Consider the following 25,795-nt stretch of genomic DNA (forward strand, 5'->3'; position numbering starts at 1 on the left):
ATATGAAGATTTTTACAAGGGCATTTTTTTTGACGGTAGCCTTGTGCTGCTGGGGGATTGTGGGGTATGGGCAGGTGACGCTGTCCAAATGGTTATTAACAGCAAATGGAACTCCAAATTCTGTTGCAAGTAACGTTTCAGCAGCTAATTTTACAGCTGGAACAGGTGTAAGTGCTATAAGCTTTGGCACTAATGGAGCTTTTTCAAGTGGATGGAGTACAGGAGCGTTGATAAATAATGATTATTTTCAAATAGCAATATCTCCAGACCCTGGATTTGAATTAGACATAAATGAATTATTATTTAGTGAAAGAAGATCAAATACTGGCATAAGAGATTATCAAGTTCGATGGTCAAAAGATGCGTTGTTTAGTACACAAACAACCATCGCAACAGTGAATGTGCCCGACAACGATTTAGAAAGAACAGGAAATGTAACGGGACTTTCTATTTCCGTCCTAAATGGAGAGACACTATATGTAAGATTTTATGGCTACAATGCCGAAGCATCTGGAGGTACGTGGAGAATTAATGACAATACATTAGAATTAAGGGGGGTAGTATCACCAAGCGCTGGGGCAAACGACACAGACACAGAAGTATACGATCCTACAATTCAACTTACTGGTTCCATTTTATCCACAGATGATACCGCAGGAGAAGCCGTTGATGTTTTTGCATTTGACATCGAAGACCAAGGCTCTGGGGATGGTTTAGCTACAAATGTAACCAATATCCGTATCAAACCTCATACAACTAACACAGCAGATTGGACCGATCATATTCAAGGTATTGTATTGAACAATGGCGCAATTACTATTGGTAATCCAACCATCACCGATACAGAAATTAATATTCCAATTACCTCAGGAAACTTAGTGATTGCAGATGGCAATAGTAGTACGATTGATGTTGGTATATTTATGAAGACCTCTAACATAGAAGATGGTGCTATTTTTTCATGCTATATAGATGCTGACGACCATGGATTCACCGCAGATATCAATGGTTCTAGTTTTTCCAGTAGCTTCCTTTTAGGTGATGTAGTAGGCAATGATTTTGAGATAGAAGTAGATGCATCGGTATTTGCTTTTCAAGTACAGCCTTCAGACGTGGTTCTAGGAAATATGATCTCACCAGCAGTGGTAGTTTTAGCAGAAGATGAAAATGGAAATATTGACCTTGATTACAATATTGACATCCCCCTTTCAACAACGGGTACATTTGATGGAGCAGCAACAACTTCGGTTACTCCGGTGAACGGCGTGGCTACCTTCAATAACTTAATTTTTTCTGCCGCAGCAACCGGAGTTACTATTACTGCATTATCAAGTAATGATGGTTTTTTTGTGACAGGGAATTTAGAAAGTACATCGTTCAACGTATCAGAACCTGCACAAATCATTATTTCAAGGGTTGTAGATCCAGGAGACGACATTGATGGGCGTTTTGTTGAGATAAAAAACGTTGGCAGTTCTACTGTGGATATTTCTGGTTGGGATCTAAATAAATATGTTAATGGTAGTACCAGCCCTAATGGAAACGTGATCGATAGTGGAGCCGAAATAGTCCCAGGAGGAACCTATATTGTTGGTCTTCCAACGTTTGGCAATGTTTATAGTTGTTTACCCGATGAAGTTAGTTCGCAACAGACAGGAAACGGGGATGACGCTTATGCATTATTTGATGATAATGATATTCTAATTGACATTTATGGTGTTATTGGTCAAGATGGAACAGGGCAAGCATGGGACTATGAAAACTCTCAGGCTGTTCGAAACCCAAGTGTTACGATCGCAAACCCCACTTGGACTGCTTCTGAATGGACAATCACTTCTGCTGATATAGCAGATATAGATATTACTTGTGCAGCCCCAACTAATGATAATTGTGCGAATGCGACAGTGCTAATTTGTGGTACTTCACTCAATAGCGAAAGCACTTCAGGAGCCTCAGATAATGGTGACGCAACTGGCTGTAGCTACGGCAAAGGCGTATGGTATTCTTTTGCTGGTACTGACCAAGAAGTAACGGTAACAGCTGATGGTTCGGCTGACAACTTCGATTTAGGTATTAGTGTCAGTACTTCAGATGACTGTATTAGCTTCACTAATATTGCTTGTATTGACGAGTACTTTGGCAGTGGTTTTGAAGAATATACGTTCTTTGCGAACAGCGGAACTACCTATTATTTTTACATAGCCTACTATGGAAATACGTCCAGCAATATTGGTTCATTCGATATTAGCATTGCTTGTGCAGATGTATCTATCTCAGAAACTACGATAGACAATTGCTATTCAGTTGATAACATTACCTCTACTGGTTCCGGAGCTTGGCTAAACATCGTTGATGGTTCTGGTGATTTGGCAGCTTCTGTGCTAGATTCTGAAAATATGGGCTTACTCCAAACTAGTATTTACATCAATGCTGGAGATGTGCGGCAAGACGGAAATAACCTGCCCTATTTAGACCGTAATATCAGCATTGAACCAACTACTCAACCAAGTGGTACAGTTAAAGTCCGTATGTATCTAACTACTGCCGAGTTTGATGCGCTGGCTGCTGCTGATAGTGACGTATCTTCTATTTCTGACCTTAATATTACCAAATTTGATGGAGGATGTTCAGACGAATTTAATGGAGCAGGAACCGTTGTCCAACAATCAGCATCTGGCACATTGAATACGGGATATTTTGTGGAAGTCGATGTAACCTCTTTTTCTAACTTTTTCTTGCATGCTGACTTGGTGGCACTACCTGTTGAACTCACCACCTTCACCGCCAAAGCTCTCAACAACCAAGCCCACCTCTCCTTCACCACCGCCACCGAAGAAAACAACTCCCACTTCCTGATTCAGCGGAGCATTGATGGGGGTAAGACCTTTGAGACGATTGGCCAGGTAGAAGGCATGGGAGACAGCGCCAGTCCTGTGGATTATGAATATGTGGATACCAAGCCAGCGGCGGGGATGAACTACTACCGCTTGCAGCAATTTGATTTTGATGGTACCAACGAGTTTTTTGGGCCTGTAGCGGTTCGCTTTTCGGGAGAGGTGACGGATGCGCCGGTGATCTGGCCAGTGCCTGCGCGGGAGCGCTTGCAGGTAACACTCCCTGCTTCTGATAACGACTGGTTGTTGGAAGTATTCGACTTGAATGGTCGCCGCTTATTGCAGCAAACCTCGGAAGAGAAAGGCCTAGACATGTACTTTGACCTGAACGCCCTGCCAGCGGGTAGCTACTTGCTGCGTTGGAACAATGGTCGCCAGAGTGGGCAAGAGCGGTTTTTGAAGGTGTAGATGATGCTTGCCTTTGGGGGTATCGCTAGACGAGATTTTCACAAGGCAAGCTTCACGGTACCTGGTTTTGTAGACTTGGTGGCGATGCCATAAAACGAGCTTTAAGAAAAGCCCTGCTTCTCGTGACAGAAGCAGGGCTTTTGCGGTGTAGAACAAATGATGGATGTAGTGTTGCTATGTTTGCGGATAGGGTGTTTTGGGCAAGAGCAGCCCTCCGCTCCATAGAATCTGGTTTGAAACCTGATCCTATGGAGCGAAAAGAGATATACGAAGAAAAAATCAACATTTTTTTCAAAGTCCCAGATTTTGGGACTTTCTCCCCTTAAATTATCGGCATTCATCAAAATGTAATGCTATGAAACGCGTGATACTCTCTTTTTTGCTGCCAATGCTGGTAGCAACGACACACCTCTCTGCTCAGCTGATGATCAGTCAGTACTACGAGGGAGACAGCAATGACAAATGCCTGGAAGTGACCAATATGGGCAGCGAAACCATTGACCTGGCGGCGATGGGGATAAGGGCCTATTTGTTTGCGAATGAACGAGCGGATGACCCCGCCAACAATGTGGCTTCGACAGGGCAACTGCTCCAAGGTACCCTCTTCCCTTTGGAAAGTTTGGTGTTTTGTAATGGCTTGGCTACCCAGCCTGGCTACACGGTGGGAACGGCTATTGGGGTGAATTTTTGTGGTTTTAACGGCGACGATCTCGTGGTCTTGTCGACGGCCACCAATGGGCTCTCGATCGTGGGTAGTGCCTGGGCAAACCGGATAGACGTGGTGGGCAATGGTACGACCTGGGGCATGGATATTGCTTACGTAAGAAAAAATACGATCCTGGAACCCAACCCAGATTTTACATGGGCAGAATGGAACACTGTTTCGCTGAGTGCCGTGAACCTGGCTGGGCCAGAGGAATCTAACTACCTGGGCACCCACTACTCGGTATTGCCCGTAACGCTCGCTGATTTTAAAGCTACGGTAAGCGCCGAAAATATTCGGCTGACATTTACGACCATGATGGAACAAAGCAATGCTTTTTTCCTGGTGCAGCGCAGCGGCGACGAAGGAAAATCGTTCCAAAACACTGGCCAAATTACAGGGCAGGGAGACAGTAGCTCTCCCGTAGCTTATGAATTTATCGACAAACAGCCACTGCCCGGACGCAGCTATTACCGCCTGCAACAGGTGGATTTTGCTGGTGATTCCGCATTCTTTGGGCCGATCGCCGTCAATTACCGTGGAAGTGCAAGCGTATTTGCCGAGGTTCGTCTGTGGCCCGTGCCGACGAGCAAGTACCTACAAATCTCATTACCTATTGCCAATGAGCATTGGCAGATAGAGGTCTTTGACCAACATGGTCGGTGCTGGTTGCAACAAACTGCTGCCCCAAACGAGACACAGCTCACGCTTGATCTTCAAGGATTACGTCCGGGTAATTACCTATTGCGATGGAAAAATAGTGGGCAAGCTGGGCAGAGGTGGTTTTTGAAGGTTTGATTTTTGGTTGGAAAAGTGTAAAAGTGTAAGGGTGTAAAGGTTTTACCAGCCAAAAACGACCACGCGCATCACGCCTCCCTTCCCCTGCGAAAAACATCCCGAAATCAGGTCATTTTCAACAATGGGAAGGGCCGGGGATGGGGCCAGTGAGCGGTTGGAAGGGTTGGAAAAGTGTAAGGGTGTAAGGGTGTAAGGGTTTGGCTAGCCCAAAACGACCGCGTGCATCAAGCCTCCCTTCCCCTGCGAAAAACATCCCGAAATCAGGTCATTTTCAACAATGGGAAGGGCCGGGGATGGGGCCAGTGAGCGGTTGGAAAAGTGTAAGGGTGCAAAGGTTTTACCAACCAAAAACGACCACGCGCATCACGCCTCCCTTCCCCTGCGAAAAACATCCCGAAATCAGGTCATTTTCAACAATGGGAAGAGCCGGGGATGGGGCCAGTGAGCGGTTGGAAAGGTGTAAAAGTGTAAGGGTGTAAGGGTTGGAAAAGTGTAAGGGTTAGCCCAAGCAGGTTTGTCTTTTTCGGGAAAATCCTGTACTTTTCAATTAAAACCCCGATGCGTACAACTTCTCTACTCCTTAGCCTCGTTTTGCTCTTATTGTTATTCAGTATAACGCCACCACCTGATCTGTCCCAGGGGTTGATTGCCTATTTTACCTTTAATGAGTGTGATGCTCGTGATGATAGCGGACAAGGTTCGGAGGGGCAACTGATCGGCAATGTACGGTGCTGGTGTGGTGTGGAAGACGACGGGCTGTTGTTTGATGGGCAGCAGGCGCACGTTGTATTCAGTGGTACCGTCAATGATTATTTTACAAGCTCAGACTTTACGGTGAGTTTTTACCTCAAGTCCGAAGCAGCAATGGTTTTCCCTCAAAGTGTGATCTCCAAGCGGGAAGCTTGCGACGATTTTCATATTTTAGATATTGCCCTCGATACGCGTCTACAAGAATTAACTACCGATTTTAAGGAAACAGAAAACAAAATTTACAGTGAGTTGGGCCCTACCCTTCCCTCGGGAAGCTGGTTGCACTACGCTTTAGTCAGGGAAGGGGTTTACGCGCGTACTTACATCAATGGCAAGCTGATAAAAACAGCTCGCCGCTGTAGTGGTATCGATTTGAGTAACGAGGCTCCTTTATCAATCGGCAATAGCCCCTGTGTACAAACAGGGAGAATGCGGCGTTTCAAAGGCGTGATTGATGAGCTGCGGGTGTATGATCGCGCCCTTACCGACGATGAAATACAATGGCTCTACGAAGAAACACCCGTAGAAAATGCGCAGATGGATTGTGTGAGTTAAGTAATTCCATGAATGAACAGCTCCCACTTTTTAAGTGTTACATTTGCAAAAAAATAACAGCAATTATGTTTGGAGACATGATGGGCCAGATGGAAGAGATGCAGGCCAAAATGAAAGAGAAGCTACGCACCATGCACGTGACTGGTGAAGCGGGTGATGGCCTGGTAAAAGTAACGGCCAATGGCGCGCGCGAAATCACGAACATCAGTATTGACCCAAGTATTTTGGAGGATGCCGAGGGCTTGGAAGACTTACTCTTGGTGGCCACTAACCGCTCACTAGAACTGGCGGCACAGTTAGAAGCTTCAGAAAGTCAGTCACTGTTGCAAAACATGCTTCCCGGTGGCTTAGGCGGTATGTTTGGCTAAATAAAACACAGATCATACTTAAACCGCTACCTTGGTCGTTCAGGAATTGTTAATTTTGCCCCACATTTAGACCATTTCCTTATGACCTTTCGGACGCTAAGTTTACTATTGCTTTTTGTTGGTTCCCTACACGCTCAAACTACCGTGGGCCTGGTGGGGTATTATTCCTTTGATGGCGATCTGATTGATCGTACTGGCAATACTTCCAATACTGGTATAGCTGTGGGTACCCCCACTTACTCTTGTGGAGTAGCAGGGCAAGCGCTCCTTCTCGATGGTGCCAATGACCAGGTGCGTATCCCTAATACAGCTAACGTTGCGGGTGAATTTGACCGGGAAGATTTCACGGTGAGCTTTTATTTCAAACCTATTGGTATCAACGGCACCCAGTACCTATTCTCTAAGCGAGATACTGCTTGTACCAACCCGCGTGAGCTGAGCATCCGATACGTTCCCGGCTCAAAAACCCTCAATACTTTTTTGGCACAGGATGAAGATAAAGATGTCAATATTATCAACCTGGTCAATAATGGTGCTTGTTGGCAACAATTGACCGTAGTGCGTGACAACCTGAGGGTAAAAGTATTTATCAACGGAAAGTTCATCTCCAGTCTGGGCACTGCTAGCCGTATCAACCTCGAAACCGAAGGCGCACTTTATATTGGTGGAGCGGACTGTATTGGAGGAATAGAAACGCCTTTTTCGGGACTTATCGACGAAGTAAGGATTTATAATCGTGCCCTGGATGACGATGAAGTAGAAGGCTTGTACGGCGCACCAGACAAAATACTGACCAATGACACGATTGTCTTCCAAGGAAATTCGCTGCAAGTAGCTCTCAATACTACCTGTGGCACCAATTTCAGTTGGACACCGGTAGACAATGTCACTAGCCCCAACGATGCTGAGCCATTCATTGATGCCCTTACCCCTGGTAATTTTGTTTACACCGTAGCCATTAGCGATCAAGTGTCTACTTGTGTAGCAGTAGATTCGTTTCGGATGACAGTGGTTGACCCAAACACCCTGCCTTGCGAAGCGGCACTCGCGAAAGCATTCACGCCCAACTTTGACAACCTCAATGACACTTATGGCCTAAGTAATCCTTTCGCCATCAGTGATCTTATTTCTTTTGAAATCTTTGACCGCTGGGGCGGAGTGGTTTTCAGCACGAATGATCCATTTGAAAAATGGGACGCCACTTACAAAAACGAGGCCGTTAACCCTGGTGTATTCCTATGGCGCATCGCCTACCGCTGTAGCGGTGAAGAAATTACGGAGACGGGAACGGTGACGGTTATTCGCTAGCAGTTCTTGTAAAGAAAAACACCCTGAGCTGGCTTTCACCAACCCAGGGTGTGCAAACCCTATGATCTCCATTCCGTCAGATCGACGGAAAACCCATTTTTTTTTGGTACAAAGTACTTGGTATAACATCTATTTTAAGGGTCGGCGACAATCACCACAGATCATCAGCGTACCTGTCTACCTGTCCGGTGGCCAGACGGACTCTGCACAGCCAGGTAAATCTAATCCTTACACCCTGCACTAAGCACCTAATACAGTGAGATTTAGCCAATCTCAATCAGGCGTGCTGGCTGAGGTTTAGCCTCTTCTTTCTTAGGCAAATTGATCGCCAAGATACCATCATTGTAGCTGGCACTGATGTTGTTCTCATCAGCCGTTTCTGGCAAAGTAAACCGACGTGTAAAGTTGGTGTAGCTAAATTCACGACGCGTGTAGCCTTCCTTCTTTTCTTCGTTCTCCGTTTTGCGCTCTGCGGAAATCGTCAGCACACCTTCGTTGATTTCTACCTTGAAGTCTTCTTTTTTAAGACCGGGAACAGCTAATTCCACTTGGTAGTCCTCCTCCGTTTCTTTCACGTTTACGGCAGGCAAAGTACCTCCGAAATTGGTGCGGGCTGGTACGGTGTTGAAGAAATCGTCAAAAACACGGTTTGCTAAGCTTGGATTGAATCTTACAAGTCCCATGATTAATTATGTTTTGGTTTTTTAAGTTAATTTGGAGGTGATCCAGGATCATCTCAGTTACACCTAAGATTATGCAAAGGATATGCCAGTGGACCAAAACAGGGAAAAGTTTGTCAAATCGACAAAGATACATGACACAAAGGCAGTTCACCTTGGTTTGCAATGACAAAAAGACAGTTACACTTTATTAACACCACCGTTTTCTACCTTTAAACCCAAAATGTTCAATTGTGGATATGCAAGATGTTGTCAGTAAACTTTACCAGGCGTTCAGCCAATACTCGCCCCAAGGCATTCAACACTGTGATTGCGGTTGCATCAACGAGGAAGATGTAATAAGGCTAGCAACACAGCCCCTACATTTGTTAAACTGGGAAGCATTAGGCCCTTACCACGGATCGGCACTATATACTTGGGGCGATCTTTCCCATTACAAGTATTACTTACCTTTTTCAAGACCAGCGTCAGCGCTAGCGCATTAGAAAACCACTACTTTGAACAAGAAACTATTGCTCCTGAATATGCAGCAATGGTATCTGCAGTACTCCAAATGTTGGAGCAGGAGAAAGCCCGCTGATCGTACCAGTGCGATCATACGATTCGAGTAAAAGTCGGAGATCTGAAGTCGGAAAGCGAAAGTAGTGGGGCACACGAGGACCAAGGGGAGAGCTCGTCACTAGGTGATCCTAATAATTCCGACTTCCTCCCGATCGCGATCGGGCCCCACTTCCGACTTCGGAAAAAGCTCTTTCCTACAAAGCCTCTAACACCTCCGCAATTCGCGCCTTGTAGGCTAAGATTCCCGGCGTTTGGTCCACATCATCGGTATCAATCTGCCAAGTGGTGACGGTACCATTTCTCTTTAGTGACAGATAGAAGCCACCTTGATCCGCACAGTCGGGACAACCAAAAATCCGCTGCTCGGTTTCCAATAGTTCTTCTGGAAATTCATCGGAGAGTACTTCTGCCATTTGAAACTGTGCATCACTTAAAGGCGTCGTCTGGAAGTCGTCAGCTTCTGGAAAACCGTATTCCAAATCATCGGCAAACAACTGCCCAGCCTGCAATTTGTAGACGGTGATACAGTTGCCAAAACATTGAAATCCATAGCGGCCAAAAATCAGGTAATCTTCCTTACTATTGGTAGTAAGTTGCTCATCATCATCACAAGACAAGAGGAACAAGAGGGGGAAAAAGCAAAGGAGTAAGTATTTCATTTAGTAAGTTTTCTTAGTAAGACGTGATCGAAAGGCAATAGCGTTGGGTACGCAAAGTCATCATCCTATTCATTCGTATAAATACATGAATGTATTTGTACGAATGAGCAGCCAACGCTTACCTTTGCCCTCATGCAACTCCACAAACTAAAAGACTTCCTCGGACAATACACCGAGTGGCTAAATAGCCAAGCGGCAGAAAAGCGTCTCTACTACTGGGAAAGCCAAGCCATTTGGCAACAACACTGGGACAGTGACACTACTGATTTTGCTCAGATGTACGACCAATCCTTGCAAAACAGTACCACTCGTCGGCTGTGGAACAGAGAGGCTTACGACCCAAAACGAATGCTGCTCGCCTTCATCGCCATGGATCATTATTTTATCCACAGCATGTTTACCGATCTTTTCAATGAAGAGAAGGACGCACACGCCCGAGCTGATCGCTTCGTCTTTTATTGCGACCAGCTATTGCAGGAATACCAGCAGCAATACCCGGCAAAGAAAGACAATAGTCATTACCACGACGATGGTTACGGGATCATCTCTCTCTACCTCAGCTTCCAATATCCAGCACGCTACGCCCCTTACGATGCTGACCGACAAAGGGCACTATTGCAAAAATTAGGAGCAGCTAATGTTCCCCTGGCAGGAGACTTTCCGCGCCACGTGAAGCTGATGCGAACCTTGCAAAATTTCATCCAGAAGGAACCTGCTTTACTGGCTGCTCACCAACAAAGATTACGCCCCGAGCACTATCAGGAAGAAAGCCTCTTGCTAGCTTTTGACTTTGGGTGCTTTGTAGCCGAAGAATTATAGTTTTTTTTCTAAAAAAACACCACCCGGGCAGCGTTTTCAACGGATAGGGAGTCTTACTTACAAATAGGCCAATAATCTTTCTTGATTATAGAAATATTTGCTGCTGATAAAGCAAACTACTCTCAAACAACAACGCCCGCTGTCGGATCATCTCCACAGCGGGCGTTTGCATTTTTTTGCTTAAATTACCCGGCACTAAGTGGTTTGGGAATATTATCGCAACGTCATTTTCTGTTCTGACAAGGCGAAAAACGTAGGCGAAGCCTAAGCTTCGGCGAGACTTTTTAACGCAGTCAGAGTAGAAAAGGACAAGTGAGAATGTCCCAGACCACTTAGTAACGGGTATAGATTCGATCTTCGTCAATCTTGACGAAATAGCCTCTAAATGTATTCCTAAAACGCAGCTCAATGAAAAGGACACTCTTTCTGTTATTCACGCTCTTCGCATTTAGCATTTTCCTTTCCGCTCAAATACAATTTGCGCCTGTGGGCTCCAATTACTACTATTGGGGAGAATACCAAAACAATAACGAAGGCCCGTTTTTCCCATATATTATCACCATGAATGTCCTGAGTGACACCATCATTGAAGGGCAAACCTGCCGTAAGCTTGGCGGGTCTAATTTGAGCTGGCAATGTGGGGAAGATTACGTCATGTACGATTACGTCTACGAAGACAATGGTCAAGTCTACCATTGGAACAGACACACTGCTAACTTTGAATTGCTTTATGATTTCAATAAAAACGCTGGCGAATCCTGGCAGGTCCCTTACTTTTGTGGAGGTTTAGACAACCAAAACTGTCCAGCAGATACCTTTTCCGTCATTGTTGATTCTGTCTCTTACGTAGAGATCAACAACCTTTCTCTAAAGGTGCAACACGTTTCATTAGAGAGTGAAAATTTAGGAGGATATGTTTTTACCATCTACGAAGGTATCGGCTGCATTGATCATTTCTACTTTTTGAAAGAAGATTTTTGTTTCACTATCCACGATTACTTTAGAGGACTGAGGTGTTTCGACTCTCCCATTGACGGTTCTTTTCCGTTTTTCACGGACGATGGTCAGTGTGATATGATTGTGGGGCTAGCGCAGGAGCTAAATACCTCCGAAGTAAGCATCTTTCCTAATCCTTTTACGGATGAAGTCATTATTGAGGCAGAAGGAACGTTTTCCATCACGCTCTATGATCTGATAGGCCGTCAACTGTTCGTACAAAAAGACGTTCACCAAAGAACAAGCATAGACTTAAAAAACTGTCTCCCTGGCACCTACTTTATCAGTATTCACCAAGGAGATAGTCGCTTGATGCAAAAGGTTATCAAGCAGAAAAGGTGATTGCAGATGATGCTTAATGTAAGCGCCTACTTCTTGCGATTGCCCGTCCGACGACGGCCTTTGTCATTGTTTCGGTCTGACTTGCGCGGGAATGAAGGCTTTTTTTGTGGTCTTCCTGAAGACACTCCTACTTCCTCCGGTTTCCGCTGAGGCCCTTCCACCAGCGCCATCTCGATACGGCGGCGCTTGATATCTGTTTCCAGAATCTTGACGCGGATTTCGTCGCCCATCCGGATTTGTTGTCCGTTGTGGCGGCCATGAATACTAAGCCGGCCATCGCCCATATCATAGGGCTGATCCATATTATCGTAGGAAATCATGCCTTCGCAGTGGCTTTCCGTCAACTCTACGAAAACACCAAAATCGGCAATACCATTTACAACACCAGCAAACTCTTCGCCGACGTGTTTCTCCATGAACTCTACTTGCTTGTACTTGATGCTTTCGCGTTCAGCATCGGTTGCTCTTCGTTCCTGGTTAGAAATGTGCTTACACTTTTCTTCCAGGTCGTTGGCGTTGACGATGTGCATACTACCCTTGGGTAAGTTCAGTTCGAAGATACGATGGGTCAATACATCACTGTAGCGACGAATAGGTGAGGTAAAGTGGCTGTAATGCTCAAAGCCCAAGCCATAGTGGCCAATATTATTGGTGGTATAGACAGCCTTGGCCATGGTCCGAATTGCCAAAGGCCCCAACATTTTCAGCGCGGGGTCGGTTTCGGCACGGAGGATCAGCATATTGTAAGACTTGGCAATCGCCTCTGAGGTGCTCACGTCCATTTCAAAACCAAGTGCTTTGGCGAACAAGGAGAGTTCCAATGCTTTATCGGGATCTGGCTCATCGTGTACACGGTAGACAAAGGGAATCGTCTTATTTCTTGCTTTCTCTTTTTTACCGATGAAACCAGCAACCTCCCGGTTGGCGAGCAACATGAAGTCTTCGACCAGCATGTGGGCGTCTTTGCGTTCCTTGACGTAGACCTCCAATGGGGTACCATCTTCATCCAGGCGGAAACGCACCTCTTCAGAAGCAAAGTCGATGGAACCATGCTTGAAGCGACGTTCACGCAGCTTTTTGGCGACCTTGTTCAACAGCTGCAACTCTTCGGGGTAGTCACCTTCGCCTGTTTCCAAAACCTCCTGGGCTTCTTCGTAAGTGAAACGGCGATCCGAGTGAATGATGGACTTACCAAACCAACGGCGAACAATTTTCATTTCTTTATCAAAAACGAAGGCTGCCGAGAAGGTCAGTTTATCCTCATGAGGACGGAGTGAACACAGCTCATTAGAAATTTTCTCGGGCAGCATCGGACAAACCCGATCTACCAGATAAACGGAGGTAGAGCGTTTGTAGGCTTCCTCGTCCAATGCTGTTTTGGGTTGTACGTAGTGGCTCACATCCGCGATGTGTACCCCTATTTCAAACTGGCCATTCTCTAATGCCCGGTACGACAAGGCATCGTCAAAATCCTTGGCGGTTAGTGGGTCAATCGTAAAGGTGAGTGTATCGCGAAAATCGCGGCGTTTTTCGATCTCTTCTTCCGTGATTTCCGTACTCAAAGCTTCCGACTCCTTGACCACTTCGGGTGGAAAATCGATATTAAAGCCATTGTTGATCAAGATGGCTAACATATCCAGGTTACTACTACCGGGTTGCCCCAATACGGAAGTGATTATCCCCTTAGGGCGAGTCGTACGGCTATTTACTTCCGCATCTTCATGGAGTTTCACCACTACCATATCGCCGTTTTCGGCAGCCTGTAGTTCTTCCAAATCCACGGCAATCTCCATGGTTTGGTTGCCTTCGATGGTAACGATGCCAAAACGAGGAAACAGCTTGAGGATGCCGACAAAGTGCTCCGTAGCACGATGTAGAATTTCCATCACCTCTCCTTCTGCTTTATTTCTGCCACGAGGCACCCAGAAACGGATTTTGACGGTATCGCCATTAAGGGCATTTTTTACGTTCTTAGGTGCAACGTAAATATCGTCTTCACGATCTTCGATCACAATATAGGCTGCCCCGGAACGGGTCATATCTACTTTGCCTTCGGCGGTTTTCTGATCACTTTCGGCCACGTATTCGCGGTTTATCTGGTACTTGAAATTGTCCTTTGCGTACAAAGCATTGTCGGTTACCAGTTGTTCAATAGCGTACTGAACGGCATCCTTGTTGTTGGTAATCTTTAGTTTGGCAATCACCTGGCGAGGATTGTACTGCTTGCCAGGGTGTCGTTGAAAAAGTCTTAATACTGCGCGTTGTAAGTCTTTTGTGCTAAGTTTTTTGCCTTTGATTTTAGGCTTTTTTTTGTTTTTAGTCATGTTGTTTTTTCGTCTGAATCAGCTGCGACAAGTAGCATACTATTATCTATTCTCATTCTCCGCCTTACCCTGGGATGAGCCAGGTAAATTGCTATTGATTCGCACAACGGTAAGCTAAGGAAATATTTGCTGGTGAGCAACTGTAATTGAAACCGGCCAGAAGAAAGGAATGTTCTAAGGAGTGGCCGTCTTTTGGGGATTATTTATAAAATTGGTTTATTCGTTCAGGGAGTAAACGTTTCAGCATGGCGAATAGTTCCGTTGCAAGTACTTTTTCTACAAAGGCACTACCAGTTGTAAGCAAACTGAACCTGTACAAACCGCAAGTCTGCTGGAGCCAAGTCGGGGTTAGCAGTAGGAAGAACGCTGCTGGACAGTACGCCCTTTTGATATCCGTTAAAGGCCTGCACTAAACGTTCCTTGCGGTAGGCAAATGACAAACTATATTGCTTAAGCCACCTTATCCTTAGCCCCATCTGCAAAAAGTGTCCTGTGGAAACTCGCTGTCCGCCTCTAAACTCCTGATAAACAGGAAGATTATGAGCTGTAGTATTTGGATTAGAGAATTCAATGACGCGTTTAAAATTCAGCGGAAAAACAATACTTGCACCCCCACCAAAGAAGGGCTGAACAGACCAGCGCTGTGCCATTTCCAGGTTGATTCCCGGATATAGATAAAGATTGTTCATGCTGAAGAGCTCTGTCCCTTGTGATGATAGCCTGTAATAGATCTGATGAACAGTAAAGTTTCTGCTCCTGAGCTGCAACTGCCCGTACAACCAGGGAAACTTCCTCAACGGCGCGTAATCCAAAACCAAAGATGCTCTAGGCATGTGTAGCGCAAAGCGTTTTTCAGCAGGATAGCCCCGTAAGCTTAATAGGGTACTGTTCTCTTTGTTCTCCTTCCCAAAATCAACACCAGCACTCACTCGAAAACGTACGGGCTGAATATTATGAATAGGATAAGCTTCCTTACTGTCCAAGCATTCATTCAATTGGCGGACCACTTCCATTGCCGTCAGGTCTCCCCATACTATGCTCATAGGGCGAAAATACTGACAATTGGAGCGCAAAATACGGTAGCCTACTTCTTTGACATTTTCTTTCGTCAGTGAGTAAGACTTGCCCTTGTGATGAATAAAATAGGAATTCTCTTTTTTCCCAATCACTCGGTACAGTTGTACCTCCCCCTGGTACAGCAGTTGCCCAAGGCAGCTATGCCCGTCGTACCATGTCCCCCTGACCAAGGTATCTTTTTCGTGTATCAGCCATTCTAACTTCTTTAGATCCAGGCCTCTCTCCAAGCTTTTACGACGGGTGTCTTTGGGTCGACCAAGGAATAATAACTGATCGTGTTTCCTGATTTTGGTAGGATAAACAACGAGGAGACTACTGTCCTTTTCTCCATTGGTGTATACCCGCTGCACGGGAAGGTTTCGTTGTGCACTCAACAAGGTGAGACTTGCACAGAGGAAAAAGAAGAAAAAGAGACTACGTAACATGGTGTACAGCGCGTTTGTAGTCCTACAAGGCCGGATTTCGCCTCGCGGCGACTCCGTGGTGTGAATGCTGACTTGACGGACTATAGATTCAGAAGAGGATGATAACAAATATACTATTTCCGGCCAAGAAGCCAAAGGCAACTGTTCGTAAGCACGACGCTACTGCGCTAGGGATGGGAGCCAGGCCTCAAAGGGGCAGACCGACGCAGGAGGGCCGATCCCGCCTTGCGGGAGAGTGGCGGACAGCCCGACCCCGCTTTTGCGGGGTAGCGCCCAACAACTACAACTCTACAATTTTACCGTCTTCTGTAATTTGTAGTCGATTAGCCGTACTGGTAGCTGCGGTATATTCTTCCTTCACCAACTGGCTCTGTCCGGAGACCAGGTAAATCAATAGGTTTTCCTGAATCACGGCCATGGTCTGGGTCAGTTCCATGCCATCGTAGGTCGTGCCAGCAATTACTTTTTCTGCAATCAGATAGCCTTTGGTATCAAAAGTGAACAGCTTGTACTCATAATTCAGCAAACCAGCTTTCCAGTAGACGACTGCGTGATAATTCTTTGCTGTTGGCAAAGCAAAGCAAGCAATGTATTCGGTGACCTCGTCCATTTCTTCCTCTCCTTCCAGCGGTAGGATATATTCGGCAACAACCGCACCGGGAATGGGATCATTCTCTTTGCTAAAAAGCATGTGGGTGTCTTCTCCCAGTGTGAACGGCAATTCTACAGGAGGAAAACAGTTCAAAAAATCTTCGAAACTCGGCTTATCGGTTATTTGCTTCGCCATGGAGTGTGATTAAGTAATTTGACGGAAATAACTTATTCCATTTTTTCCAACGATTCGCGAATATTTTCACGCAAGCTCCTTTTAGTTGCTTGCTTAGAAAATTTTAGCGAATCAAAAATGGAATCAGTTATTTTTCTTCCGTCACTAAGAGACCAGCATCAGGAAATCTATTTTTGCGGCGCAAAAGTACACTTTTCTCAAGCATTCAAGGCAGAAATTTCGAATACACGCCCCTATTGATTAGAATAATTCTAAATAAGACAAGCACCTATAACGCGAGCAAACTCGCTTTAGGGAAAAACGCTTATTAAATGTAGATTTGTAGTCAATAATTTTCAATCATCCATTCTTCTTTAAACTATAATTGCCCTCGGCAACGAAAAACGAAAAACATGAGTTGGTTTACGCAATTCCTAACCTCTTCCATCGGGCGCAAGCTGCTGATGAGCCTTACCGGGCTTTTCCTGATTGTGTTTCTCTTGGTCCACCTACTTGGAAATCTCCAATTATTGGCAAACGATGGAGGTGAAAGCTTTAATATCTACGCCAAGTTTATGACCACCAATCCGTTGATTAAGTTCACTTCCTACGGGTTGTACTTTTTCATTTTGCTACACGCTATCCAGGGCCTTGCGATCTGGAGTAAAAACCGGACTGCCAGGGGTAGTGAGGGCTATGCCGTAAAGGTAACCCGCGCCGTAAATACCAACGGCACGATTGCTAAAAGCATGGGCTGGTTGGGTACCATTATCCTGATCTTTTTGCTTTTGCACATGTACCAGTTCTGGCTGCAGATGAAAATGGGTGCTGTTGACATGGTCAGTTACGGTGATGGCGAACAAGTTAAAGACCTCTACACGCTGGTATCGGCCGCCTTTGCGGATCCGCTCTATGTAGTGATTTATGTGGCAAGCATGATTGTTATTGCTTTTCACCTGTGGCATGGCTTCCAGAGTGCTTTTCAGACTTTAGGGATCAACCACAAGAAATATACGCCCTTTATTCAACTGGTAGGCAAGGTGTATTCCATCCTGATCCCTTTAGGGTTTGCTATTATTCCTATCCTGATGTTTCTTAACAAATAACCCTACACTCGTAGTTAAACTATAAAATCAATAATATGAAACTCGAAAATAAAGTGCCACCAGGTGAGTTGAGCGAAAAATGGACCCAGTACCGCTCAACCATGCCTTTGGTTGCTCCGAATAACAAGCGTCGTCTTGACATTATTGTGGTAGGTACCGGTTTGGCCGGAAGTGCTGCTGCTGCTACTTTTGGTGAGTTGGGCTACAATGTCAAGGCCTTCACTTTCCACGACAGTCCACGTCGGGCGCACTCCATTGCGGCCCAGGGCGGCATCAACGCAGCTAAAAACTATCAGAATGACGGTGACAGTATCTACCGTTTGTTCTACGATACGATCAAGGGTGGTGATTACCGCTCACGGGAGGCCAACGTTCACCGTTTGGCCGAAGTGAGCCGTAATATCATTGACCAGGCAGTAGCTCAGGGTGTGCCTTTTGCCCGTGAATATGGTGGTTTATTGGCCAACCGTTCTTTTGGTGGGGTGCAGGTAAGCCGTACTTTTTACGCGCGTGGCCAAACCGGGCAGCAGTTGCTGTTGGGAGCTTACCAGTCACTTAGCCGCCAGATTTCTCTGGGGAATGTAGAGCTATTCAATCGCCACGAGATGGTGGATTTGGTAAAAATTGATGGCAAAGCTCGTGGTATCATTGCCCGCAACCTACTTACAGGTGAGTTGGAGCGCCATGCTGCTCACGCTGTTGTACTGTGCACCGGTGGTTACGGCAACGTTTTCTACCTGAGTACCAATGCCATGATGTGTAACACTTCTGCGGCTTGGCGTTCGGTACGGCGGGGTGCTTTAATGGCCAACCCTTGCTTTACGCAAATTCACCCAACGTGTATTCCTGTTTCCGGTGAGTACCAGTCGAAACTAACGCTGATGTCTGAATCTCTCCGGAATGACGGTCGGGTTTGGGTACCTAAAAAGAAGGAAGACGCCCAAGCTATCCGCGAAGGCAAAAAACGCGGCGATGATATTCCGGAGGGCGATCGCGATTACTTCTTGGAGCGTCGTTACCCTGCTTTTGGTAATCTGGTACCGCGTGACGTAGCGAGCCGGGCTGCAAAAGTAGCTTGTGACGAAGGTTTGGGGGTTGCGCCAACTGGGCTGGCCGTATTCCTCGATTTTGAGGATGCGATTATGCGCTATGGTCATTCCAAAGCCAAGAGCAATGGTGAAGAAAACGCCAGTGCAGCCCGTGTACGCGAGTTGGGTGTGGAAGTAATCGAAGAGAAGTACGGCAACTTGTTTGAGATGTACGAAAAGATCACAGGTGAGAATCCTTACCAGACGCCCATGAAGATTTACCCAGCGGTACACTACACTATGGGTGGACTGTGGGTAGATTACAACCTGGAGACCAATGTACCTGGGCTTTTTGCGGCTGGTGAAGCTAACTTCTCCGACCACGGTGCCAACCGCCTGGGTGCTTCTGCACTGATGCAAGGTCTAGCGGATGGCTACTTCGTGCTACCTTATACTATCGGTGACTTCCTGAGCAAGGAAATTCGTACCCCCCACTTTGACGCGAATGCGGAAGAATTCAAAAAAGCTGAAAGTGAGGTACGTGACCGGATCAATACATTGTTGAACATTAAAGGTTCCCAATCGGTAGAAAGCTTCCACCGCCGCTTAGGTAAAATCATGTGGGACTACTGTGGTATGTCTCGTGATGCGGAAGGCCTGAACAAGGGGATCAAGATGATCCGTGAATTGCAGGAAGAGTTCTACAAGGATGTCTTTGTACCTGGCACCAACGACGAATACAACCCAGAGCTGGAGAAAGCCCTACGGGTTGCTGACTTCCTGGAACTAGGCGAAACCATGATGTTTGATGCACTGAATCGCAACGAAAGCTGTGGTGGTCACTTCCGCGAAGAGTACCAAACGCCTGAAGGGGAAGCACTTCGTAACGATGATGAGTACACCTACGTAGCAGCTTGGGCTTACGCCGGACGCGGCCAAGATCCTGTGTTGCATAAAGAAGACCTCGTCTTTGAAAACGTAGAGTTAAAGACCCGATCTTATAAATAGTGTAAAAGTTGGAAAAGTGTAAGGGTGTAAGTGTACCAACTTTTAATCCCTTACGAATTGCTAACAATTGCAGCTAAAACAAAGAAAATGAAACTAACATTAAAAATATGGCGTCAACCAAACGCCAAAGCGAAAGGTCACTTTGCTACTTATCAAATGGATAACGTGACTGAGCACATGTCTTTTCTAGAAATGCTTGACGTATTGAACGAGGACCTCATTCAGAAGAAAGAGGAGCCCGTTGTTTTCGAGCACGATTGCCGGGAGGGAATCTGTGGTACGTGTAGTATGGTCATCAATGGTCATCCTCACGGTCCTCAGTACCGTACTACGACCTGCCAATTGCACATGCGGCACTTTAAGGACGGAGAAACCATTGTTATTGAACCCTTCCGCGCTTCAGCGTTTCCGGTGCTTAAAGACCTTGCCGTTGATCGTTCTTCTTTCGATAAAATCATCCAGGCTGGTGGTTACATTTCAGTCAATACGGGTCAGGCGCAGGATGCCAACTCGATCGCTATTGAGAAAGGTCAAGCTTCTCTGGCGATGGATGCAGCGGAGTGTATTGGCTGTGGAGCCTGTGTGGCTGCTTGCCCCAATGCCTCAGCGATGCTCTTCGTAAGTGCAAAAGTAAGCCACTTGGCACAGTTGCCGCAAGGTGAGGTGGAAGCAGCTCGCCGTGCTCAGCGCATGGTAGCCGTGATGGACGAAGAAGGATTTGGCATGTGTTCCAATGTTACAGCTTGCGAAGCGGAATGCCCCAAAGGCATCTCTGTCACCAATATCGCCCGTTTGAACCGGGAATACTTGAGCAGTGCGCTGACTTCTTCGGGAGAGGCGTAAAGTTGATAAGTTTCCAGGTAGAATCCTTTGGTTTCTACTGATAGAAAAGATGGGGCCGATGCTTACCGTGTGTAGGTATCGGCCTTGCTATTTTGGAATTAATTGTATATTGGTCAAGTAATAATTCTTCTCTTGAAAGTTCTCTCTCTTAATGAAAAACACACTTCTCTTTGTAACTGTAGTGATTTTAAGTCTCAGTGCTTGTCTTTCAAGCGCCTTTAACAAGCGTGTTCAAAGAACCACTATACAGCCTTACTCCGGACCTAATTCTTTTCAGGTTTCCTTACTCGATAAGATAGACGTTGAATTTGATACCTCTTATTCTATTACAGATAAGAGAGAACAAATTAAAAATCGCGTGATTCCTCTCCTACTCTATAATGAATGGGAAAGTGATTTCCTTCATCACCTCTATCTAAATGAGGAAAAGACTACTATTGCAAATAATCTACGAGAACAGTTACTGGGTACATTAAGTAATAGCACTATTCACCGAAATATCGATTCCCTTCGAGTATACATTACCGAATTAGAACTGATTACGGTTTATCACAACAAGGGATATTTAGTAACAATCCCTCTCCTATTTGGCATGAGTAATCATTATGAAATTGGGCCATCCAGGGTGAGCCTTGAGGTTGCTTATGCGTGTTTTCACGATGGCCACGTTACTGAAAACGTCAAGTTATTCAAAAGAACCATTTCAGCCGATCAAAGCAGAGGTTTACAAGGAGGAAGAAACTATATCATACAAGTTCATTTAGAACGAGCCTACGGTCTTGTTAATGAATTACTTGGAGAAGCGAGTGAGACGATTAAGCGGGAGTTGGAAGAAGAGTTGTAATTAAACAAAGACACCTGTTTAACTTCTTAGGGAGTGTCCATTGAACTGTGTCTGCAACTTTAGGAAATATGTTTGGTAAATCGATCCCCATGTGCTAGCGTTAATTCACGTCGAATAGCACTCCATGTTCTTACTGATTTATTCCAGCTGTTTTTTTTACGTTCCAGTGCTAAGAACAACTGAATAAGCAAAGCTCGTTCGCTGACCCATGCGCCTTTGGCCTTAGTCACCCGGCGAATTTCCCGGTTGAGGTTTTCGATGGCATTGGTCGTGTAAATCAACTTTTTCAGCGTCGGACTCAATTGCATACATCTCATTAAATCATCCCAATCTTTGAGCCACAAGTCTACAACCAGATCGTATTTGCCTTGCCAGAAAACCTGGAAATCTTCCAATTTCCTGCGGGCTTCGGCCTCGTTGACAGCGTTGTAAACTTCCTTAAGCTGACGTAAAACCTGACGGCTATCCTTTTCGTCCAGTAACTTAAAGGTATTGCGAATTTTGTGAACCACACAACGCTGGATATTAGCTAAAGGAAAAGTCTCGGCGATCACTTCACGTAAACCTGTCAAACCATCGCTGCATATGTAGAGGACATCCTCTAGACCGCGATTTTTAAGCTGCTGTAAACAACGTGCCCACTCTGTAGCACTTTCGGCTCCTTGACCAGGAATCAAAGCAATGATCTCGCGTTTTCCTTCCACCGTAATCCCGTATACAACATAAAGGGCAATACGGCTGACCTGTCCATCACGACGTACATCCAAATAGATCGCATCAATGAACATCACTACCAACAGCGCAGGTAAGGGACTGTTTCGCCAAGCTTCTACTCGCTCCCAAGTGCTGTTGATTACAGACGAAATACGACTGTCGCTCATCTGAGCCCCGTACATACGCTCTAAGTGCAACCGAATGTCACTGATTGAGTTACTCATTGAGTACAGCTCCAGAATCTGGTTGTCAAAACCTAAGCCTAGTTCATATTGCCGCTTCTTGACCGTCAAGGGCTCGAAACTACCGTTACGATCACGGCTGTAGTGAATCTCAACAGGGCCAGCCTCGGAGCGAACTTCCTTAGATAGCTGCCCATTGCGCTTATTGGTTAAACCTTGGGCTTTTTCCCCTTGGATGTGGTCTTCTAGTTCTGCCGCTAAAGCTCCTTCCAAAAAGTTAGCAATCAAAGGCTTGAGAAGACCGTCTTCTCCTGTTAATCCCTTACCTTGAATTAGGCCCGCAATAACTTGCTGGCGATATGACTCAAAATCGAAATCCGACAGAGTCTCTTCTTTTTTGGTTTTCTTTGACATAATTAAATGTGTCTACTTTTGACGCAGACACAGTTCAATGGATACTCCTACTTCTTACTACTTCTAGCTCGCTAACTTCTTTCTCTTGTCGGCTAGCTTGTAGCATATTGATGCCCGCAATAATCACCCAAACGATATTCAGGACACTAGAAGGATAAGCTCCCAAAAATATGGTGTTGATAATTAATAAAGCTCCACCAATAAAGTTCATTGCCTGGTACCACAATGACTGCGCCGCTAGATAATTAAAGCTATTGAGCAGATACGCTAATATCAATAAAGCCGACCCCAGCCAACCAAAGGTTTCAATCAGGATATCCATAAGTATTCTATTTTTTTTGCAAAACTAAAGAGGATAATTTAGAATGGGAAAGATATAGTTCCCTCGTAAACGACGAAAACCCAATCACGTTTCGTGTTGAGTTTTGGTAATGGCTAGATGGTTGTTGGTTGTTGGTTGATGGTTGATGGTTGATGGTTGATGGTTGGGCTAAAAATGGAGAAGGGCCATCCGCGTTGTGCGAATGACCCTTCATAAAATTGGCAGCGACCTACTCTCCCACCTAAAGGCAGTACCATCGGCGCTAAGGAGCTTAACTTCTCTGTTCGGAATGGGAAGAGGTGAACCTCCTTGCTATAGCCACCAATAATTCTTTACAGCTTTCGCTGCTTATTTCTTTTGTTTATCCATTGATAAACATAGACAAGAAAAGGGATAAAGTTGTAGTCTACTCGGCTTACTACCGTAAAGCGTCAAGTAAAGTTATATTTTAAAAAGGAAGCTTTCGGGTAATTAGTACTACTCGGCTCCATACATTACTGCACTTCCACCTATAGCCTATCAACGTAGTCATCTTCTACGACCCTCATGGAATACTCATCTTAGAGTTGGCTTCGTGCTTAGATGCTTTCAGCGCTTATCCATTCCGAACATAGCTACCCTGCAATGCAGCTGGCGCCACAACAGGTACACTAGAGGTTCGTCCATCCCGGTCCTCTCGTACTGGAGACAGATCTCTTCAATATTCCTACGCCCACAACAGATAGAGACCGAACTGTCTTGCGACGTTCTGAACCCAGCTCGCGTGCCACTTTAATGGGCGAACAGCCCAACCCTTGGGACCTTCTCCAGCCCCAGGATGTGACGAGCCGACATCGAGGTGCCAAACCTCCCCGTCGATGTGAGCTCTTGGGGGAGATCAGCCTGTTATCCCCGGAGTACCTTTTATCCTTTGAGCGATGGCCCTTCCATGCGGAACCACCGGATCACTTAAGCCTGCTTTCGCACCTGATCGAGATGTCTCTCTCCCAGTCAAGCACCCTTATACTCATACGCTCTTCGCATGATTACCAACCATGCTGAGGGTACCTTTGCGAGCCTCCGTTACTCTTTAGGAGGCGACCACCCCAGTCAAACTACCCACCACACAATGTCCTCCAGTTGTTGCTGGAGTTAGTATCAAACTATAAGAAGGGTGGTATTTCAAGGACGACTCCACTGCCACTGGCGTGACCGCTTCGTAGTCTCCCACCTATCCTACACATCTTATAGCCTAACACAATGTGAAGCTGTAGTAAAGGTTCACGGGGTCTTTTCGTCCCGTTGCGGGTAATCGGCATCTTCACCGATACTTCAATTTCACCGAGCTCATGGCTGAGACAGTGCCCAGATCGTTACACCATTCGTGCAGGTCGGAACTTACCCGACAAGGAATTTCGCTACCTTAGGACCGTTATAGTTACGGCCGCCGTTTACTGGGGCTTCAGTCAATAGCTTTGGGTTACCCCTAACTACCTTCCTTAACCTTCCAGCACCGGGCAGGTGTCAGACCCTATACTTCATCTTTCGATTTTGCAGAGTCCTGTGTTTTTGCTAAACAGTCGCCTGGGCCTTTTCACTGCGCCCACTACTAGAGTGGGGACGCTTCTCCCGAAGTTACGCGTCGAATTTGCCTAGTTCCTTAGCCATGAATCACTCGAGCGCCTGAGGATACTCTCCTCGACTACCTGTGTCGGTTTACGGTACGGGCTGCTTCACTCGCTGTTTCTTGGAAGTCGATTCAATGGATTATCAGTTCGGACCGGAGCCCTCCCTGTACTATCCCACAGTTACCCGTGGTTCAACGTACTATTCCGTCAGTACGCACCATCTACACGCCTCCGTCACTTTCATTGTGAGCAGGTACGGGAATATTAACCCGTTTGCCATCGGCTTCGCCTTGCGGCTACACCTTAGGACCCGACTAACCCTGTTCTGATTAGCATCGAACGAGGAAACCTTAGTCTTACGGCGACAAGGTTTCTCACCTTGTTTATCGTTACTCATGCCTACATTTGCTTTTGTAGCCAGTCCACCATGCCTCACAGCACAGCTTCTGCCCAACTACAATGCTCCCCTACCAATCCTTACGGATTCCATAGCTTCGGTGGTTTACTTAATGCCCGAGTATTTTCCGCGCAAGAACGCTCGACTAGTGAGCTGTTACGCACTCTTTAAATGAATGGCTGCTTCCAAGCCAACATCCTAGCTGTCTTAGCATCCTCACATCGTTCATGCAACTTAGTAAACACTTGGGGACCTTAGCTGATGGTCTGGGTTGTTTCCCTTTTGGCAATGGACCTTAGCACCCACTGCCTCACTGCCGGTGCAGTGTAATGGCATTCGGAGTTCGTCAGGGGTTGGTAGGCGGTGAAGCCCCCTAGCCCTATCGGTAGCTCTACCTCCATCACACTCGATCCGACGCTGCACCTAAATGCATTTCGGGGAGTACGAGCTATCTCCTGGTTTGATTGGCCTTTCACCCCTACCCACAGGTCATCCGAACATTTTTCAACATGTACCGGTTCGGTCCTCCAGTTGGAGACTATCCAACCTTCAACCTGCCCATGGGTAGATCACCAGGTTTCGCGTCTACCCCTACTAGCTTGCGCCCTATTCAGACTCGCTTTCGCTTCGCCTACAGCCCTGAAGGCCTTAAACTCGCTAGTAAGGTGTAACTCGTAGGCTCATTATGCAAAAGGCACGCCGTCATTCCGATAAATCGAAACTCCGACCGCTTGTAAGCGCACGGTTTCAGGGTCTTTTCACTCCCCTTCTGGGGGTTCTTTTCACCTTTCCCTCACGGTACTGGTTCACTATCGGTCTCTCAGGAGTATTTAGCCTTAGCGGATGGTGCCGCTAGATTCAGACAGGATTTCTCCGGTCCCGCCTTACTCAGGATAC

Annotated in this window: 19 protein-coding genes and 2 rRNA genes (1 of these 21 only partly in view); 12 read left to right on the top strand and 9 right to left on the bottom strand. The window is 46.1% G+C overall.

The window, feature by feature from the left end; all coding sequences use genetic code 11:
* The first annotated feature begins 2 nt into the window (after window positions 1-2).
* The 6 genes from AB0L18_RS02700 to AB0L18_RS02725 all read left to right on the top strand — a co-directional run bounded on the left by AB0L18_RS02700 (window position 3) and on the right by AB0L18_RS02725 (window position 8,028).
* Entirely contained in the window at window positions 3-3,302 is a 3,300-nt protein-coding gene (locus AB0L18_RS02700; protein ID WP_367391048.1) for a lamin tail domain-containing protein, read from the top strand.
* 355 nt (window positions 3,303-3,657) lie between these two features.
* The gene (locus tag AB0L18_RS02705) at window positions 3,658-4,803 is read left to right on the top strand and encodes a T9SS type A sorting domain-containing protein (RefSeq protein WP_367391049.1); all 1,146 of its coding nucleotides are present in this window, start codon (window positions 3,658-3,660) and stop codon (window positions 4,801-4,803) included.
* 558 nt (window positions 4,804-5,361) lie between these two features.
* A complete protein-coding gene (locus tag AB0L18_RS02710; protein ID WP_367391050.1) occupies window positions 5,362-6,108 on the top strand; it encodes a LamG domain-containing protein in 747 nt (248 codons plus the stop codon).
* A 65-nt stretch (window positions 6,109-6,173) separates the two neighbouring features.
* Window positions 6,174-6,476: a YbaB/EbfC family nucleoid-associated protein gene (locus AB0L18_RS02715; protein WP_367391051.1), complete on the top strand. Its 303-nt coding sequence runs from the start codon at window positions 6,174-6,176 to the stop codon at window positions 6,474-6,476.
* An 81-nt stretch (window positions 6,477-6,557) separates the two neighbouring features.
* Window positions 6,558-7,784 carry a LamG-like jellyroll fold domain-containing protein gene (locus tag AB0L18_RS02720; RefSeq protein ID WP_367391052.1) on the top strand — a complete coding sequence of 409 codons (1,227 nt, stop codon included), beginning with the start codon at window positions 6,558-6,560 and terminating at the stop codon, window positions 7,782-7,784.
* A gap of 103 nt (window positions 7,785-7,887) precedes the next feature.
* Window positions 7,888-8,028 (top strand): hypothetical protein, encoded by a 141-nt coding sequence (locus tag AB0L18_RS02725; protein WP_367391053.1) that lies wholly within the window; start codon window positions 7,888-7,890, stop codon window positions 8,026-8,028.
* 19 nt (window positions 8,029-8,047) lie between these two features.
* Here AB0L18_RS02725 and AB0L18_RS02730 read toward each other — a convergent pair whose 3' ends face one another.
* Both AB0L18_RS02730 and AB0L18_RS02735 read right to left on the bottom strand, forming a co-directional pair.
* On the bottom strand, window positions 8,048-8,467 hold the full coding sequence (locus tag AB0L18_RS02730; RefSeq protein ID WP_367391054.1) for an Hsp20/alpha crystallin family protein: 420 nt from the start codon (window positions 8,465-8,467) through the stop codon (window positions 8,048-8,050).
* A 752-nt stretch (window positions 8,468-9,219) separates the two neighbouring features.
* A complete protein-coding gene (locus AB0L18_RS02735; RefSeq protein WP_367391055.1) occupies window positions 9,220-9,684 on the bottom strand; it encodes a hypothetical protein in 465 nt (154 codons plus the stop codon).
* 132 nt (window positions 9,685-9,816) lie between these two features.
* Between AB0L18_RS02735 and AB0L18_RS02740 the strand changes: the two genes are divergently transcribed.
* Together AB0L18_RS02740 and AB0L18_RS02745 are read left to right on the top strand one after the other, a co-directional pair.
* Window positions 9,817-10,503, top strand: a complete 687-nt coding sequence (locus AB0L18_RS02740; protein ID WP_367391056.1) for a hypothetical protein — start codon at window positions 9,817-9,819, stop codon at window positions 10,501-10,503.
* 408 nt (window positions 10,504-10,911) lie between these two features.
* Complete coding sequence (locus AB0L18_RS02745; protein ID WP_367391057.1) at window positions 10,912-11,841, top strand: T9SS type A sorting domain-containing protein; 930 nt, start codon at window positions 10,912-10,914, stop codon at window positions 11,839-11,841.
* Between the two features lie 26 nt (window positions 11,842-11,867).
* Here the strand turns inward: AB0L18_RS02745 and rnr are convergent, their stop codons facing one another.
* The 3 genes from rnr to AB0L18_RS02760 form a co-directional block, all read right to left on the bottom strand.
* Window positions 11,868-14,165, bottom strand: coding sequence for a ribonuclease R (rnr, locus tag AB0L18_RS02750; protein WP_367391058.1), 2,298 nt, complete (start codon window positions 14,163-14,165; stop codon window positions 11,868-11,870).
* A gap of 287 nt (window positions 14,166-14,452) precedes the next feature.
* Window positions 14,453-15,667, bottom strand: coding sequence for a hypothetical protein (locus AB0L18_RS02755; protein WP_367391059.1), 1,215 nt, complete (start codon window positions 15,665-15,667; stop codon window positions 14,453-14,455).
* A gap of 280 nt (window positions 15,668-15,947) precedes the next feature.
* Complete coding sequence (locus tag AB0L18_RS02760) at window positions 15,948-16,454, bottom strand: hypothetical protein (RefSeq protein WP_367391060.1); 507 nt, start codon at window positions 16,452-16,454, stop codon at window positions 15,948-15,950.
* A gap of 392 nt (window positions 16,455-16,846) precedes the next feature.
* Between AB0L18_RS02760 and AB0L18_RS02765 the strand changes: the two genes are divergently transcribed.
* The 4 genes from AB0L18_RS02765 to AB0L18_RS02780 all read left to right on the top strand — a co-directional run bounded on the left by AB0L18_RS02765 (window position 16,847) and on the right by AB0L18_RS02780 (window position 21,262).
* Window positions 16,847-17,539 carry a succinate dehydrogenase cytochrome b subunit gene (locus AB0L18_RS02765; RefSeq protein WP_367391061.1) on the top strand — a complete coding sequence of 231 codons (693 nt, stop codon included), beginning with the start codon at window positions 16,847-16,849 and terminating at the stop codon, window positions 17,537-17,539.
* Between the two features lie 35 nt (window positions 17,540-17,574).
* Window positions 17,575-19,575, top strand: coding sequence for a fumarate reductase/succinate dehydrogenase flavoprotein subunit (locus AB0L18_RS02770; RefSeq protein WP_367391062.1), 2,001 nt, complete (start codon window positions 17,575-17,577; stop codon window positions 19,573-19,575).
* Window positions 19,576-19,662: 87 nt separating this feature from the next.
* Window positions 19,663-20,418 (top strand): succinate dehydrogenase/fumarate reductase iron-sulfur subunit, encoded by a 756-nt coding sequence (locus AB0L18_RS02775; protein ID WP_367391063.1) that lies wholly within the window; start codon window positions 19,663-19,665, stop codon window positions 20,416-20,418.
* Between the two features lie 151 nt (window positions 20,419-20,569).
* Window positions 20,570-21,262 carry a hypothetical protein gene (locus AB0L18_RS02780; protein WP_367391064.1) on the top strand — a complete coding sequence of 231 codons (693 nt, stop codon included), beginning with the start codon at window positions 20,570-20,572 and terminating at the stop codon, window positions 21,260-21,262.
* 59 nt (window positions 21,263-21,321) lie between these two features.
* Here AB0L18_RS02780 and AB0L18_RS02785 read toward each other — a convergent pair whose 3' ends face one another.
* From AB0L18_RS02785 to AB0L18_RS02800, 4 genes are all read right to left on the bottom strand, one after another.
* Window positions 21,322-22,572, bottom strand: coding sequence for an IS256 family transposase (locus tag AB0L18_RS02785; protein WP_367388148.1), 1,251 nt, complete (start codon window positions 22,570-22,572; stop codon window positions 21,322-21,324).
* A 34-nt stretch (window positions 22,573-22,606) separates the two neighbouring features.
* Window positions 22,607-22,894, bottom strand: a complete 288-nt coding sequence (locus tag AB0L18_RS02790; protein WP_367391065.1) for a hypothetical protein — start codon at window positions 22,892-22,894, stop codon at window positions 22,607-22,609.
* Between the two features lie 216 nt (window positions 22,895-23,110).
* Window positions 23,111-23,220, bottom strand: a 5S ribosomal RNA gene (gene rrf / locus AB0L18_RS02795).
* Between the two features lie 125 nt (window positions 23,221-23,345).
* Window positions 23,346-25,795 (bottom strand): 23S ribosomal RNA (locus tag AB0L18_RS02800); it runs 380 nt beyond the window's last position.

It is taken from the genome of Lewinella sp. LCG006 (genome assembly GCF_040784935.1).
Classification (GTDB): domain Bacteria; phylum Bacteroidota; class Bacteroidia; order Chitinophagales; family Saprospiraceae; genus Lewinella.

What these genes read in the sequence shown, in the direction of transcription:
- AB0L18_RS02710 (WP_367391050.1), top strand. Translation starts at nt 5,362, where the DNA reads ATGCGTACAACTTCTCTACTCCTTAGCCTCGTTTTGCTCTTATTGTTA.
- AB0L18_RS02735 (WP_367391055.1), bottom strand. Translation starts at nt 9,684, where the DNA reads ATGAAATACTTACTCCTTTGCTTTTTCCCCCTCTTGTTCCTCTTGTCT.
- AB0L18_RS02765 (WP_367391061.1), top strand. Translation starts at nt 16,847, where the DNA reads ATGAGTTGGTTTACGCAATTCCTAACCTCTTCCATCGGGCGCAAGCTG.
- AB0L18_RS02785 (WP_367388148.1), bottom strand. Translation starts at nt 22,572, where the DNA reads ATGTCAAAGAAAACCAAAAAAGAAGAGACTCTGTCGGATTTCGATTTT.
- AB0L18_RS02790 (WP_367391065.1), bottom strand. Translation starts at nt 22,894, where the DNA reads ATGGATATCCTGATTGAAACCTTTGGTTGGCTGGGGTCGGCTTTATTG.
- AB0L18_RS02705 (WP_367391049.1), top strand. Translation starts at nt 3,658, where the DNA reads ATGAAACGCGTGATACTCTCTTTTTTGCTGCCAATGCTGGTAGCAACG.
- AB0L18_RS02715 (WP_367391051.1), top strand. Translation starts at nt 6,174, where the DNA reads ATGTTTGGAGACATGATGGGCCAGATGGAAGAGATGCAGGCCAAAATG.
- AB0L18_RS02780 (WP_367391064.1), top strand. Translation starts at nt 20,570, where the DNA reads ATGAAAAACACACTTCTCTTTGTAACTGTAGTGATTTTAAGTCTCAGT.
- rnr (WP_367391058.1), bottom strand. Translation starts at nt 14,165, where the DNA reads ATGACTAAAAACAAAAAAAAGCCTAAAATCAAAGGCAAAAAACTTAGC.
- AB0L18_RS02730 (WP_367391054.1), bottom strand. Translation starts at nt 8,467, where the DNA reads ATGGGACTTGTAAGATTCAATCCAAGCTTAGCAAACCGTGTTTTTGAC.
- AB0L18_RS02755 (WP_367391059.1), bottom strand. Translation starts at nt 15,667, where the DNA reads ATGTTACGTAGTCTCTTTTTCTTCTTTTTCCTCTGTGCAAGTCTCACC.
- AB0L18_RS02770 (WP_367391062.1), top strand. Translation starts at nt 17,575, where the DNA reads ATGAAACTCGAAAATAAAGTGCCACCAGGTGAGTTGAGCGAAAAATGG.
- AB0L18_RS02700 (WP_367391048.1), top strand. Translation starts at nt 3, where the DNA reads ATGAAGATTTTTACAAGGGCATTTTTTTTGACGGTAGCCTTGTGCTGC.
- AB0L18_RS02775 (WP_367391063.1), top strand. Translation starts at nt 19,663, where the DNA reads ATGAAACTAACATTAAAAATATGGCGTCAACCAAACGCCAAAGCGAAA.
- AB0L18_RS02720 (WP_367391052.1), top strand. Translation starts at nt 6,558, where the DNA reads ATGACCTTTCGGACGCTAAGTTTACTATTGCTTTTTGTTGGTTCCCTA.
- AB0L18_RS02760 (WP_367391060.1), bottom strand. Translation starts at nt 16,454, where the DNA reads ATGGCGAAGCAAATAACCGATAAGCCGAGTTTCGAAGATTTTTTGAAC.
- AB0L18_RS02745 (WP_367391057.1), top strand. Translation starts at nt 10,912, where the DNA reads ATGAAAAGGACACTCTTTCTGTTATTCACGCTCTTCGCATTTAGCATT.
- AB0L18_RS02740 (WP_367391056.1), top strand. Translation starts at nt 9,817, where the DNA reads ATGCAACTCCACAAACTAAAAGACTTCCTCGGACAATACACCGAGTGG.